12 protein-coding genes are annotated in these 13,247 nt (G+C 64.3%); 10 read left to right on the forward strand and 2 right to left on the reverse strand.

Annotated elements, in window-relative coordinates:
* Positions 1-21: 21 nt before the first annotated feature.
* Entirely contained in the window at positions 22-1,437 is a 1,416-nt protein-coding gene (gene ramB, locus IEW02_RS03210; RefSeq protein WP_188543233.1) for an acetate metabolism transcriptional regulator RamB, read from the reverse strand.
* 42 nt (positions 1,438-1,479) lie between these two features.
* Positions 1,480-2,571 carry a GNAT family N-acetyltransferase gene (locus tag IEW02_RS03215; RefSeq protein WP_188543234.1) on the reverse strand — a complete coding sequence of 364 codons (1,092 nt, stop codon included), beginning with the start codon at positions 2,569-2,571 and terminating at the stop codon, positions 1,480-1,482.
* Positions 2,572-2,915: 344 nt separating this feature from the next.
* On the opposite strand from IEW02_RS03215, the gene aceA reads away from it, so the two are divergent.
* From aceA to IEW02_RS03265, 10 genes are all read left to right on the forward strand, one after another.
* On the forward strand, positions 2,916-4,205 hold the full coding sequence (gene aceA / locus IEW02_RS03220) for an isocitrate lyase (protein ID WP_188543235.1): 1,290 nt from the start codon (positions 2,916-2,918) through the stop codon (positions 4,203-4,205).
* Between the two features lie 146 nt (positions 4,206-4,351).
* Positions 4,352-5,209 carry a 3-hydroxybutyryl-CoA dehydrogenase gene (locus IEW02_RS03225; protein ID WP_188543236.1) on the forward strand — a complete coding sequence of 286 codons (858 nt, stop codon included), beginning with the start codon at positions 4,352-4,354 and terminating at the stop codon, positions 5,207-5,209.
* A gap of 207 nt (positions 5,210-5,416) precedes the next feature.
* Positions 5,417-6,205: an MlaE family ABC transporter permease gene (locus IEW02_RS03230; RefSeq protein WP_371829904.1), complete on the forward strand. Its 789-nt coding sequence runs from the start codon at positions 5,417-5,419 to the stop codon at positions 6,203-6,205.
* Between the two features lie 4 nt (positions 6,206-6,209).
* Entirely contained in the window at positions 6,210-7,079 is an 870-nt protein-coding gene (locus IEW02_RS03235) for an MlaE family ABC transporter permease (protein ID WP_371829905.1), read from the forward strand.
* A 6-nt stretch (positions 7,080-7,085) separates the two neighbouring features.
* A complete protein-coding gene (locus IEW02_RS03240) occupies positions 7,086-8,123 on the forward strand; it encodes an MlaD family protein (protein ID WP_188543237.1) in 1,038 nt (345 codons plus the stop codon).
* Positions 8,120-9,160 carry an MlaD family protein gene (locus IEW02_RS03245; protein ID WP_188543238.1) on the forward strand — a complete coding sequence of 347 codons (1,041 nt, stop codon included), beginning with the start codon at positions 8,120-8,122 and terminating at the stop codon, positions 9,158-9,160. The genes IEW02_RS03240 and IEW02_RS03245 overlap by 4 nt, the downstream gene beginning before the upstream one ends.
* Positions 9,157-10,137 carry an MCE family protein gene (locus IEW02_RS03250; protein WP_188543239.1) on the forward strand — a complete coding sequence of 327 codons (981 nt, stop codon included), beginning with the start codon at positions 9,157-9,159 and terminating at the stop codon, positions 10,135-10,137. Before IEW02_RS03245 ends, IEW02_RS03250 begins: the two co-directional genes overlap by 4 nt.
* Before the next feature lies 1 nt (position 10,138).
* Positions 10,139-11,203, forward strand: coding sequence for an MCE family protein (locus IEW02_RS03255; RefSeq protein ID WP_188543240.1), 1,065 nt, complete (start codon positions 10,139-10,141; stop codon positions 11,201-11,203).
* Positions 11,200-12,252, forward strand: a complete 1,053-nt coding sequence (locus tag IEW02_RS03260; RefSeq protein ID WP_188543241.1) for an MlaD family protein — start codon at positions 11,200-11,202, stop codon at positions 12,250-12,252. The genes IEW02_RS03255 and IEW02_RS03260 overlap by 4 nt, the downstream gene beginning before the upstream one ends.
* Positions 12,249-13,199 carry an MlaD family protein gene (locus tag IEW02_RS03265; protein WP_188543242.1) on the forward strand — a complete coding sequence of 317 codons (951 nt, stop codon included), beginning with the start codon at positions 12,249-12,251 and terminating at the stop codon, positions 13,197-13,199. The genes IEW02_RS03260 and IEW02_RS03265 overlap by 4 nt, the downstream gene beginning before the upstream one ends.
* Positions 13,200-13,247: the final 48 nt, after the last annotated feature.

Genomic DNA, 13,247 nt, shown 5'->3' on the forward strand with positions numbered 1-13,247 from the left:
TTTTCGGAAGTACAGCGACCGTCACTGACGCAACACGTACGGCGACACGCTGCTGCGGTGTTCGTTGATGTCCAATGCCTTGCCGAGGGGAGGGAAGGCGCGCTGTGGGCAGTTGTCGCGTTCGCACACTCGGCAGCCGGCTCCGATGGGTGTGGCGGACGCGGCGTCCCCGAGATCGAGGCCGTCGGCGTAGACCAGCCGCGAGCCGTGGCGAACTTCGCACCCGAGGCCGATCGCGAACGTCTTGCCCGGTTCGCCGTACCGAGCCGCGCGGCGCTCGACCGTCCGCGCGATCCACAGGTAGCGGCGTCCGTCGGGCATCTCGGCGATCTGGGTCATGATCTTGCCCGGGTACGCGAACGTCTCGTACACGTTCCACAGAGGACAGGTGCCGCCGCTCGACGAGAAGTGGAAACCCGTGGCCGACTGCCGTTTCGACATGTTGCCGGCGCGGTCTACGCGAACGAACGAGAACGGCACCCCGCGCAGCGACGGCCGCTGCAGGGTGGAGAGGCGGTGGCAGATGGTCTCGTAACTGATGGAGTAGAACGCCGACAACCGCTCGATGTCGTAGCGAAACGTCTCGGCGACGTCGTGGAACTGCGAGTACGGCAGAACCGTCGCCGCCGCGAAGTAGTTGGCGAACCCGAGACTGGCGAGCGATCTCGATTCGTCGGTGGTGAAGTCGCCCTCGTCGACCATCTTCCGGATGAGGTCACCACACTCGAAGTACGCGAGTTCCGCCGCGAAACGAAAGACCTTCTGACCGCCGGACAGGCGCGGCGATATTTCCAACAGTCGCGTCTTCGCGTCGAATCGGTGAAGGACGTTCTCGCCCAGGTCTATTCGTTCGACGACCTGCACGTCGTACAGATTGCGCAGGCGCTTGGCGATCTCACCCGAGAAATCACCACGATGGAAGCGCAGTTTGGTTGCGAGATCCTCTGCGGCCGTGTCGAGTTCGTGCAAGTAGTTCTGGCGCTGATAGAAGTGGTCACGTACTTCCTCGTGCGGCTTGCTGATTGCGCCGCTGCCACTGCCGTCGGCGAACCTGTCCTCCGTGGCGAGGGCCAGCTGCGCCGTGGTGTTGCGGTAGCGGCGGTGCATGTTGACCATCGCCCGCGCGAGCGCCGGGTGGGACGCGACGAGGTCCGACAGCTCCTCGACGTCGGCCTCGACACCCACGTCCTGGTCCAGAACCACCTCGCGGAGCTCGGCCACCAGTCGGGTGTCGTCCTGCGAGGAGAAGAACGTCGTGTCGACGCCGAACACCTCGGTGATTCGTGTGAGAACGGCCACCGACAGCGGGCGCACGTCGTGCTCGATCTGGTTGAGGTAGCTGGCGGAGATGTCGAGCTGCTTGGCGAGGACCACCTGGCTGAGACCGCGTTCGGTGCGCAGTTGTCGGAGCCGTGTCCCGACGAACGTCTTGGCCATTCGGCCAGGCTACGCCTGCGAAGATCGACCTTCGCTTCCCTGCTAACGCCGGAGGATGCGTCGGACGATCGACTTCGGAGTGACGGTCGCCGCTCGGCGGGCGACGGGAAGTAGGTAGCGGGCTCCGTGGGTGCCAGGCGGCATCGACGTCACGGTCAAGGATGCGTACTCGCGTGTGCCCCAGGCCTTCTTGAATCCCGTCGGCCCGATACCCAGGTCGATGGTGTCGACTCCGGTGGCCCGCGCGTGGTCGACCAATGCCTCCATCATCTGATGTCCGGGCTGCACTTCGGAGAACGCGGGATCGAAATGGGTCAGCCAACCCTCCAAGGTGTGACCCGAGCGAATCATCAGTAGTTGCGCGGCGGAGGTTCCGCCCACCGCCAGTGTCACCACGACCAGACGGCCGGCCTCTGCTTCACGCTGCAGGACCGGGCGCACGAAGTCGCCGAGCGGCGGGGCCAGGAAATCCGTTCTGGGGTGACCGGCCACGCCGATGGCGGACAGGCGAACCATGTCGTTCCACCGATCGTCGAGTTCGGCCGCCGTGGTGAGGAACTCGACGGCGAGGGGAGTCCCGGCCTCGACATGCCGATGACGCGTAGCCCGCAGCCGACGCCGCGACCCGCGGCTACGTAGACCGATCGCTCCGGGGCCGGTAGCCGGGACGTCGACGACGGTGACCACGTGCCCGACCTCGCACGAGGACGCCCAGTCAGTCTTTTCGCGAAGGCGACGGAGCGCACGGTTGCGCTCGTCCATGGCGCCGAGGAACACGGCGACGCGGTGCGCTGCAAGCGCTGACCACAGCGCGTCGGCGGCAGCGTCGTCCTCGGCGACGATCTCGTTGATCATTCCGAAGTCGTCACCTGTCAGGCGGGCGAGTCGGAAGGGGCCGAAGCGACGGACCGCGAACGGGGCTACGGCAGCCAGTCGAGTGCCGCGGTGGACGGTCACGACGAGCGGGCGACGCGGTTTTCTGATGGCCACGGCTCCGCGTGCGTAGTCCGGGCGTGAGGAGACGTGGCCGCCGGCGCGACCGGCCAAATCCGCCCACTCGGCCGCCAGTCCGGCGTCGACTTCGTGGTGGAACCGAACGGTGGCGTCGGTGTCGCTCTCATTACCGTCGGACACGATCTCGAACGTACCAAAAGTCCTGTTTTCCCGGTTCCCGTCGACGTCAGCCGTTCGTACGACATTCGAAGTGATGCTGGTCACACTCGACGATCTCCGGTGCGGATGCGTAGCCGACCCGCCGAACTATAAAAAGTACGCCTGTACTGCTAGTTTGCGATCGCCGGTCACGGAATCTTTGCAAACTTAGCTATCGCAGGCCAAAACGTAACGACGATTCGCAGTCATAGCTGGTAGACAGCCCTTTTTGCGTGTGCCATTCTCGGAAAGTACATCCGATATGCCTGGCAAGGCTGCGAAGTCCCGCCAGGGAACAGAGTCAGCAAACAGAGACGGAGCTTTTGATGTCGACCACCGGCACACCGAAGACGACAGCCGAGATCCAGCAGGATTGGGATACCAATCCCCGCTGGAAGGGCGTCAACCGCAACTTCACCGCACAGCAGGTCACGGATCTGCAGGGCAGCGTCGTCGAGGAAGCGACACTCGCTCGCCGCGGCAGCGAGATCCTCTGGGACCTCGTGAACAACGAGGACTACATCAACTCGCTCGGTGCCCTCACCGGCAACCAGGCCGTGCAGCAGGTTCGCGCCGGCCTCCAGGCGATCTACCTCTCCGGCTGGCAGGTCGCCGGCGATGCCAACCTCTCCGGTCACACCTACCCGGACCAGAGCCTCTACCCGGCCAACTCGGTGCCGTCCGTCGTGCGTCGCATCAACAACGCTCTCCTGCGCGCAGACGAGATCGCCAAGGTCGAGGGCGACACCTCGGTCAAGAACTGGGTCGCACCGATCGTCGCCGACGCCGAAGCCGGTTTCGGTGGCGCGCTGAACGCCTACGAGCTGCAGAAGGCCATGATCGTGGCCGGAGCGGCCGGTGTGCACTGGGAGGACCAGCTCGCGTCGGAGAAGAAGTGCGGCCACCTCGGCGGCAAGGTGCTCATCCCCACCCAGCAGCACATCCGCACCCTGACCTCCGCGCGGCTCGCATCGGACGTCGCCGACGTCCCGTCGGTCATCATCGCCCGCACCGACGCCGAGGCAGCCACGCTGATCACCTCCGACGTCGACGAGCGCGACCAGGAATTCCTCGACGGAACCCGCACCGCCGAAGGCTTCTACGGCGTCAAGAACGGCATCGAGCCCTGCATCGCGCGCGCCAAGGCATACGCCCCCTACGCAGACCTCATCTGGATGGAGACCGGCGTGCCGGATCTCGAGGTCGCGAAGAAGTTCTCCGAGTCCGTGCGCAGCGAGTTCCCGGACCAGCTGCTGGCCTACAACTGCTCGCCTTCGTTCAACTGGAAGGCGCACCTGGACGACGCGACCATCGCGAAGTTCCAGAAGGAGCTCGGCGCGATGGGCTTCAAGTTCCAGTTCATCACCCTCGCCGGCTTCCACTCGCTCAACTACGGCATGTTCGACCTGGCGCACGGCTACGCCCGCGAGGGCATGACCGCCTTCGTCGATCTGCAGGAGCGCGAGTTCAAGGCCGCCGAAGAGCGTGGCTTCACGGCCATCAAGCACCAGCGTGAGGTGGGTGCCGGATACTTCGACCGCATCGCCACCACCGTCGACCCGAACACGTCGACGGCAGCTCTGAAGGGCTCGACAGAAGAAGGCCAATTCCACTAGCTGTACCGCCTCTCCGAGGTTTCAGCGCACCAGTCAGGCGGCTCGCGACTTCCGTTGCGGGCCGCCTGTCTTCGTTTGCTCGTCTTGGCCCGTGCCCCTGAAGGGTTACCCCCTTCTCACCCAAGCCGTTGTCTGAAGGAGCGTTCGTGACCGTCGAGCGGGTGGGAGTTGTCGGGGCCGGAGAGATGGGCGCCGGCATCGCCGAAGTCTGTGCGCTCGCCCGCGTCGACGTCCTGGTGTACGAGCCCACACGCGAACTGGGGCAGCTTGCCCGCACACGCGTTCTGTCGTCGCTCGACCGCGCCGTGAGCAGTGGGAAGGTGACCGAGCGCGAGCGCGAACAATCGTTGTCTCGCCTGCGATTCACCACCGATCTCGCCGACTTCCGGGACCGCCAGCTCGTCGTCGAAGCTGCCGTCGAGGACGAGCGGATCAAGGAGGAGATCTTCGCCGAACTGGATGCGGTGGTCGTCGACTGCGGTGCAGTTCTGGCCTCCAGCACGTCGTCCATTCCGATCGAGACTCTTGCCTGTGCCGCAGCGGCGCCCGAGCGAGTCCTCGGGATGCACTTCTTCAACCCCGTTCCCGTACTTCCGCTCGTCGAACTGGTCACCACTCGAGCAACCGGACCCGACGTGGTCGCGCGCGCGGACGCATTCGCGAGCGACGTTCTGGGAAAGCAGGTCGTGCACAGTTCCGACCGGTCCGGCTACGTCGTCAATGCGCTGCTCGTTCCGTACCTCCTGTCCGCGATCCGCATGCTCGAATCCGGGTTCGCGTCGAAGACGGACATCGACCGGGCGACGGTCCTCGGCCTCACCCACCCCGTGGGTCCGCTCGCCCTGACGGACCTCATGGGCCTCGACACCGTCAAGGCGATCGCCGAGAGGATGCACGACGAGTTCGGCGAACCGCTGTACCGCCCGCCTCTGCTGCTCGTGCAGATGGTCGATGCCGGTCGTTTGGGCAAGAAAACCGGAGAAGGCTTCTACGCCTACCGGTGAGCGGACTGGATGAGTGACTCGTCACAGTGCGTGACCCACGCGTTTCGCGTCACATTTGTCAGCCATCACGTACCTGAGCAAAAACAGGTTTCGATCCTGTTTTGCCGCGCTAGGTTCTGATCTGGCTCGCCCACCGGTGTGCAGAGCTTGTTGCGCGACGACCATCGGGCCGACGGATGTGGGGGGATCGACATCGCAATCACAACTGTGCTCACGTCGCGGTTCACGACGGGAATGCGCACCTTCGGCCGCTTCGCCGATCTGACCTTCGCGGCATTCGCCTCTCTCGTCCGAGACATCGTCGGGCTGCGGTTTCCCACACGCGAAGCAATCGACCAGGCCTGGTTCATGGTCACCGTCACCGTGTTGCCGGCCGTCCTGGTGTCGATCCCGTTCGGCGTCATCGTCTCCGTCCAGGTCGGCAGCCTCACTACCCAGATCGGTGCGACGTCGATCGCCGGCGCTGCCGGTGGACTCGGTGTGATCCGACAGGGCGCGCCCATCGTCACGGCGCTACTCCTCGGCGGCGCAGCCGGTTCGGCCATCGCCGCCGACCTCGGCGCTCGTACCGTGCGAGACGAGATCGATGCCATGCGCGTGATGGGCATCGACCCGATCCGGCGGCTCGCGGCCCCGCGATTGGCGGCGATGCTGGTGGTCGCCCCGCTCTTGTGCTCACTGGTGATCTTCATGGGTCTGATCGCCGGTTACGTCGTCAACGTCGGGTTCCAGGACGGCACCCCCGGTAGTTACCTCGCGTCGTTCGGCTCGTTCGCGTCGACGGCCGACCTCGTCGTCGCGCTGGTCAAAGCGGAGATCTTCGGGGTCATCGTGGTCCTGGTCGCGTGCCAACGCGGTTTCGAGGCCACCTCGGGTCCCCGTGGCGTCGCCAATGCGGTCAATGCTTCCGTCGTCGTCGGCGTGATCTCGGCATTCGTCGTGAACGTCCTTGCAACTCAGCTGGTGTCCATGTTCCTGCCACAAAGGCTCGGGTGACGACGTGACTGTTTCTCGCTATCAGCCCCCGGGGACGTCCGGCCTGGTCCGCGTCGGCCGAGGTGTAGCTCGGGGGCCGGCCAGTGCTGTCGAGCACCTCGGACACCAGATCACCTTCATGGCGCAGGTCTTGGCCGCAGTTCCCCACACGCTGCGCGCCTACCGACGACAGACCATGCTCGTCCTCACCGACATCACCTGGGGCAGCGGCAATCTCGTCGTCGGCGGCGGCACCGTGTCGGTCCTGGTGATTCTCGGCGTCGCGGTGGGCTCGTCGATCGGCATCGAGGGCTACAACGCGCTGAACCTCGTCGGTATGGGCCCGCTCACCGGGTTCATTTCGGCATACGCCAGCACGCGAGAGCTGGCTCCGATGATCGCGGCGATCGGGTTCGCGGCTCAGGCCGGGTGCCGAATGACCGCCGAGATCGGCGCCATGCGTATCTCCGAAGAGATCGATGCGCTCGAAGTGGTCGGTATTCGCTCGATCCCGTTCGTCGTCACCACGCGTGTGATCGCCGGGATCGTCACCATCATTCCGCTGTACCTGCTCACCCTCATTCTGACGTACGTGTCCGCGTCGTTGGTGGTGTCGCTCTTCGGAAATCAGGCAACGGGAACCTACGACCACTACTTCTCCGCGTTCCTCCAACTGTCGGATCTGGGCTACTCGCTACTCAAGGCAACAATTTTCGTCGCGTTCGTCATCATGATTCACGGCTACCAGGGCTACTACGCCACGGGCGGACCGGAGGGTGTCGGGCGAGCATCGGGCCGCGCCATCCGCGCCTCGCTCATCGCAATCGTCATCCTGGACATGATTCTCACCGTGGTCATCTGGGGTGTCGACGTCGGTATCAGGATTTCGGGGTAACGCGACATGGCTGTTTTCGACGATCTGTCCCGCCGGTCGGCCGGTCCCCGCTCGCTGCGGCTTCGGGGTCTTGTTTTGGCCGTCATCCTCGTGCTCGTCGCTGTTCTTCTGTACAAGTACGCCGTGGGCGACTTCAAGAACAAGTTCGACGTCACCATCGACACCGTTTCTGTCGGTGACGGTTTGGCCGTGGGGTCCGATGTCAAGTACCGCGGTCTGCCGGTCGGGCGGGTGGACGAGATCGAGGCGCTCGGTTTCGGGCAACAACGGGTGCACGCGAGTATCGATCCGGCGTCGGCGAACGCGCTCACCGACGACACGACGGTTCGGTTCTCGTCGGCAACCGTGTTCGGAGCGACGGTCATCGAGCTGTTCTCCGAGGGCAAGGGCAACCCGCTGCGTCAGGATTCCGTGCTGAAGCTGGGACCCGAGACCGAAACTGCAACGGTCACCGGCGTTTTCCGCCGACTCGCGGGCCTCACCGACGTGCTGGACGCAGACAACACCAATCGCGTACTCGACCTGATGTCGCGGGTGTCGACCGAGTTCGGCGACAGCCTGAAGCCGTTCTTCGACACCGCTCAGATGCTGGCGGAGACGCAGCGTGCACCGCTCGGTTGGAAGCTCCAGCGCGGTGCAGTGCTGGCCGACGGACTGGGGGCGTCGATCGGACCGGTGACGGACGTGGTCAGCCAGGTGGTGAACAGCAGTGAGTACTTCGAGAACCCGGTGAACCGGGACCGCGCCATCAAGGCGATGTCCGGGCTGGGAACGGGCCTCACCGTTCCTCTCGGCGATCTGTTCCGAGACAACAATCCGAACCTGAAACCGCTCCTGGACACCACCTTCGACATCCTGCTGCCGGTTGCGTTGTCCGCGGGGACGTTGGCCCCGTCGTATCAGCGAATTCCCGGAGTGTTGAAGGGGATCGACGATGCGTTTCCCAACGTCGACGGAAAGACACAGTTGCAGCTCGCCGTGATCGTGAAGAACATGCCCACGCTCGCGGGCCCCGTGGCGATGTTCGCCGGAGGCGCGCAATGAGCCGGCGTGCAGAGGTGAAGTCCACGGCCGCAGGCATTCCCACCGGAACCCTGGTGAAGCTCGGTGTCTTCGCAGCGGTGGCCATCCTGTGTCTGGTCCTCGTCGGCGGCGCTCTTCGGAACGGTTCCGGAGACGATCGGTCGCCGTACGACGCCCGTTTCGGTGACGTGTCCGGCCTGTACGAAGGCGACGACGTCCGCATGTCCGGCGTGCTGGTCGGAACGGTCACCGGCGTCGACCTCGACGGCGCGCAAGCCAAGGTGTCCTTCGACGTCGATGCCGATCGCGAACTGCGCACCACGACGAAAGCCGCTGTGCGCTACCAGAACCTGCTCGGCCAGCGGTATCTGGAGTTGGTGCCGTCGGACGACCGGGGATCGGAACTACCGTCGGGATCGACGATCAGCGACGACATGACCATTCCCTCCTTCGACATCACCACACTGTTCGACGGGTTCCAGCCGATTTTCGAAACCCTCGACACCAACCAGGTGAACCTGTTCGCGCAGAACGTGTTGGACCTCGTCCAAGGCGACGGATCCGGTCTCGGCCCGGTACTGCGCGACCTCGACGGCTTGACCACCTACGCCCAGCAGCGCGAGAACATCATCGTCCTGCTCGTGCGAAATCTCGGAGCGATCTCGGGTGTCGTCGGCGAGCGATCGGAACAGCTCGGACGACTCTTCGCCGAGCTCGACCGAGTGGTCTCGACGTTCGGCAACCAGGCCGACACACTCTTGGCCGCCGTCGACGACATCAACAACGGACAGGGTGAGTTCCTCGACATCGGTGAGCAACTCCGCGACATCTACGACTCGTCCTACGGACCGTTGGACGGCCAGTTCCACCGACTCGTTCCGGGCGCGCAACAGATCGTCGACCTGCTGGCCATGACACCCGGCCTGCTGCGTTCCTTCGACGGCTCGCTGAAGTCCGCGCCGGGGGGCGCAACGTACGCCTGCTCGAGCGGCGACACCGACATCCCGGGTATCGGTTCCATCGTGCTCGGAAACCAGAAACTGAAGGTGTGCAGATGAGTTCGGTTCGCGCCGGCAGCCAGACGCTGTGGGGGATCGTCGGCATCGTGGCGGTGGTGGTTGCAATCGTGGCCGCCGTCGTGGTGTACGTGCTTCCGATCGGGCACGACACGTACACGGCAGCATTCGAGACCACCGGCGGCGCCCACGCGGGTGACGATGTACGCGTGGCGGGAATTTCGGTCGGCTCCGTCAAGTCCATGGAATTGGTGAACGACCACGTCGAGGTGACCTTCGAGGTGAAGGAAGGCATGGTCCTCGGCGACGCGACATCGGTGGGTGTTCGGCTGCTGACACCCGTCGGCGGCCGTTACCTGTCGCTGGTTCCCGCCGGCGACAACGAACTGCCGGGTGGAGAGATCCCGATCGAACACACGCGTGTCCCGTTCACGCTTTCCGACACCATCGAGGGCGTCACCCCGATTCTGCGTGACCTGGACGGAAAGACGTTGCGCGAGACGATTTCTCAGATCGACCAAGCTGTACAGGCGCAGCCCGACGCCATCCGCGATGTGACCGACAATCTCACCTCTCTCACCGGTGCGATCGCCGACCGACAGGACGATCTCGACAAGAGTCTCCAAGTGGCCGACGAGTACGTCGGCGAACTCGGTACCGATCGTGAGATCCTTCTCGGCCTGCTGAAGCAGATCGGCATCATCACCTCCAAGCTCGGAGCCAAGCGCATGGATGTCGCGCTCGCCGCCGACAAGCTCTACCGGTTGTTCAACCTGCTCAACCGCCCGATCGTCGCGCTGGATCAAGGTCTCGGGCCGTCGATCGACGCGCTCGAGTCGATCGTGGCGACGCTGAAGGCGTCGACTACGCCGCTCGACGACGCAATCACGGCCGGTCGCGAGTTCACCGACTCGATGTCGGGTCTGCTCGACGCCGGACGAGGTCCGGTCATCGACCGCAGTGCCGACGTCGTCACCGGGGCGAGCATCTGCGTTCCGCTTCCCGGAAAGGTGTGCTGACGTGGCCGTTGGCAAGAAACTGGTGTTGGGCGCCGTGGTCCTGGTGGTGGTGCTCGGCGCCGGCACGGCAGCATCGTCCGCGGCTCAACTGATCGGCACCTCGACGTCGGACGTGTGCGCCGAGCTGACCGACTCCGTGGGCCTGTACGAGGGAAACAACGTCACCCTGCTCGGCATCCCGGTCGGCGAGATCGAGAGCATCGAACCACAGGGCGACCATGTGCAGGTGACGATGTCGGTGCAGGATTCTCTGCAGTTGCCGGTCGACATCGGTGCCGTGACCATGTCCGATTCGATCGTCACCGATCGCCGACTCGAACTCACCAAGACCTACGGCGACGGTCCGACATTCGATCGCAGTCAATGCATTCCGCTCGAACGCACGCGTACGCCCATCGGCATCAGTGACACCCTCGAGGCCGTCAACAAGCTGGGTGCGGAACTGCTCGGCACCACCTCGACCACCGATCCGAACAATCCGCAGCCGCCGAAGGAACAGATCCTCGGTGACACGTTGCGGTCGTTGAACACCGCACTCGACGGCAGCGGTGACCAGTTGGGCACGGCCCTGTCTCAGGTGTCGTCGTTGGTGGGCAACCCCGCGGACAAGGACACGCTCGTTCGCCGGATGATGGACAACATCGACTTGCTGACAACTACATTGGTGGACCGTTGGCCGGACGTGACGTTGCTGATCGAGAACCTCAAGCAAGGTCTCGGTGCGGCGGGAGACTTCTCCGAACGCTTCGCTCAGGCCATCGACCTCACTCTCCAGTTTCTACCGATCCTGCAGAAGGTTCTGCCGAAGGTGGCGCCGACCGTGTACAAGATCTTCGACGTCCTCGTACCCATCGTGGCCATCGTGCTGAACAAGGTGGGAGACATCGCGAGCATCCTGAGCCGTGTCCCCAAGACCACCCAGCAGTTGCCGACGGCGTTCGACCAGACCAATGCGGCTGCTGCGCTGACGTTCTCGCCGCCGTCGTTCCAACTGCCCGATGCCATGGGCACGTCGGTGAACGTCGATCTGGTTCCTCTGGTGCTCGGCGCGGCAGGTGCACGATGACGGGCCCGGTCACGATCAAGCGCTCGATCTCGGCCCTTCTGGCCGTCGCCCTGGCCGCCGCCGTGTCCGGGTGCGGTGCGTCGATTGCCGATCTGCCGGTGCCAGGAAGCTACGTCTCCGGGTCGACGTACGACGTCGACATCCAGTTCTCGAGCGTTCTCAACCTGCCCGCCAAGGCGAAAGTGGTGCTCGACGGCGTCGACGTGGGGTTGCTCGATTCGGTCACCCTGAACGGAAATTCGGCGGTCGCCCGGGTGTCGATTCAGGAGGCGGTGAGTCTGCCCGCGATGACGCGCGCCGAACTTCGACAGGGCACGCTTCTGGGTGAGATCTACGTGGCCTTGGAACGCCCGACCGACGGCGGTGCACAGGGGGATTCGCTGCGGGACGGGGACGTGATCCCACTCGACCGCACCAAGCCGGCCGACAACGTGGAGGATGTTCTGCGCGGGCTGGCAGAAGTCGTGGCCGGCGGGCACGTTGCTGACTTCCAGCGATCCGTCGAGCGTTTCAATCGGGCAATTCCGCAGGACCCCGCGACGGTCGACCTCATCAACAAGAAGGCTCGTCAGGCCCTCACAGATCTCGCGACGCACTCGAACGAGCTCGATCGGATTCTGAATTCGGCTCAGACCGTGACGAAGTCGTTCGCCGACAAGACCGACACGCTGGACACCATCCTCACCAGCGGACCGGAACGCGTGGGAGGTCTCGCCGATGCGCTCCTCGTGGTGGTCGATGCCCTCATCGACCTCGGTTACATGTCGCGCGGAATCGGTGACCTCGTCAATCCGATCGCGGGAGATCTGAAGGACGTTCTCTCGACATTGAAGCCGACCATTCTCACCGTCGCCAACGCGGACATCAGCATCCCGATGTTGGCCTCGCAGACGGACGCCCTCCTGCGTGACAAGCTGGTGCCGTTCTTCGCGTCGACACCGAACGTGCGCATCACGTCGGTGTCGGGAGAGACGAGTCCCGGTGCTGCACCGGTCGATCGGGCCAACGAGATGATCACGGTACTGCGATCGATCGGAATCGTACGATGAAGAACTCGATCCTGTCGGCCTCGGCGCTGGCTCTCGTCGCGGTCCTGGGTGTCGGATACATCGCACTGGACGTTCTCGACATGGATCCACGCCGCGACTACTCGGAGATCACGGTCCCTCTCACCACGTCCGGGGGGTTGTCGGCGGCGTCACGGGTAACGCTGCGTGGCATGGCAATCGGCACCGTCGAACATATCGACGTCGGATCCGACGGATTGCGCGCAGTCGTCCGAGTCGATGCCTCACAACAAATTCCCACGGGCACCGAGGTCAAGATCTCGAATCTCTCTGCTGCGGGTGAGCAGTTCCTGGACTTCCGTCCCGCGTCGACGTCGGGCCCCTATCTCCGCGACGGCGACACCGTCGCAGCAGAGAACGTCGACGTCTCGCCCAGTGTGAGCGACACGCTCGCGGTTGCCGATGCTCTGACTGCAGAAATCGACACCGATGCCATCGGCGGGATCGTGAACACGGTGGACGTCGCGACGAGAGGTCGTGAAGGCGACGTCGACAACATCATCGAGGTGCTCCGGCTGCTCTCGATCACCCTGTCCGATCGTAAGGATCAGGTGCGGCGGTTGTACTACAACCTGCAGGTGCTCGGTGAAGATGCGTACGCGGATCAGCTCGGACCTCGTCTGGCGGACGCGGTCCCGGAACTCAGCGCATCCGGCTCGGCCCTCGAGCACCTCATCGATTCGTACCAGAAGTACTCCTACGTGGGTGAGACGGTATGGGACGGTGAACTGGCGAGGTTGGTCCCCAAGATCGACGAGTACTTGAGCCAGCTGTCACCGGATCTCGGGTTCATCGCTACCGTGCTGCGGCCGGTGACCAAGCCGATCAGACCGCTCCGGGTCGACGCCGGGGCGCTGGTCACGATGCTCGAGCAAGTGTTTCCGCAGGGTGGTCCCGCCAGGGTCGCCGTGACGTTGCCGGGCAACTGAACTGCAGGGCAACTGAACAGCCGGGCGACCGACGTTCCACCGATAGAA

Origin of the sequence: Rhodococcoides trifolii (assembly GCF_014635345.1) — a bacterium.
GTDB classification, from domain to species: domain Bacteria; phylum Actinomycetota; class Actinomycetes; order Mycobacteriales; family Mycobacteriaceae; genus Rhodococcoides; species Rhodococcoides trifolii.

Bases quoted from the DNA above. Each gene is read 5' to 3' on its own strand.
- IEW02_RS03240 (WP_188543237.1), top strand. From the start codon at position 7,086: ATGGCTGTTTTCGACGATCTGTCCCGCCGGTCGGCCGGTCCCCGCTCG.
- aceA (WP_188543235.1), top strand. From the start codon at position 2,916: ATGTCGACCACCGGCACACCGAAGACGACAGCCGAGATCCAGCAGGAT.
- ramB (WP_188543233.1), bottom strand. From the start codon at position 1,437: ATGGCCAAGACGTTCGTCGGGACACGGCTCCGACAACTGCGCACCGAA.
- IEW02_RS03250 (WP_188543239.1), top strand. From the start codon at position 9,157: ATGAGTTCGGTTCGCGCCGGCAGCCAGACGCTGTGGGGGATCGTCGGC.
- IEW02_RS03245 (WP_188543238.1), top strand. From the start codon at position 8,120: ATGAGCCGGCGTGCAGAGGTGAAGTCCACGGCCGCAGGCATTCCCACC.
- IEW02_RS03265 (WP_188543242.1), top strand. From the start codon at position 12,249: ATGAAGAACTCGATCCTGTCGGCCTCGGCGCTGGCTCTCGTCGCGGTC.
- IEW02_RS03260 (WP_188543241.1), top strand. From the start codon at position 11,200: ATGACGGGCCCGGTCACGATCAAGCGCTCGATCTCGGCCCTTCTGGCC.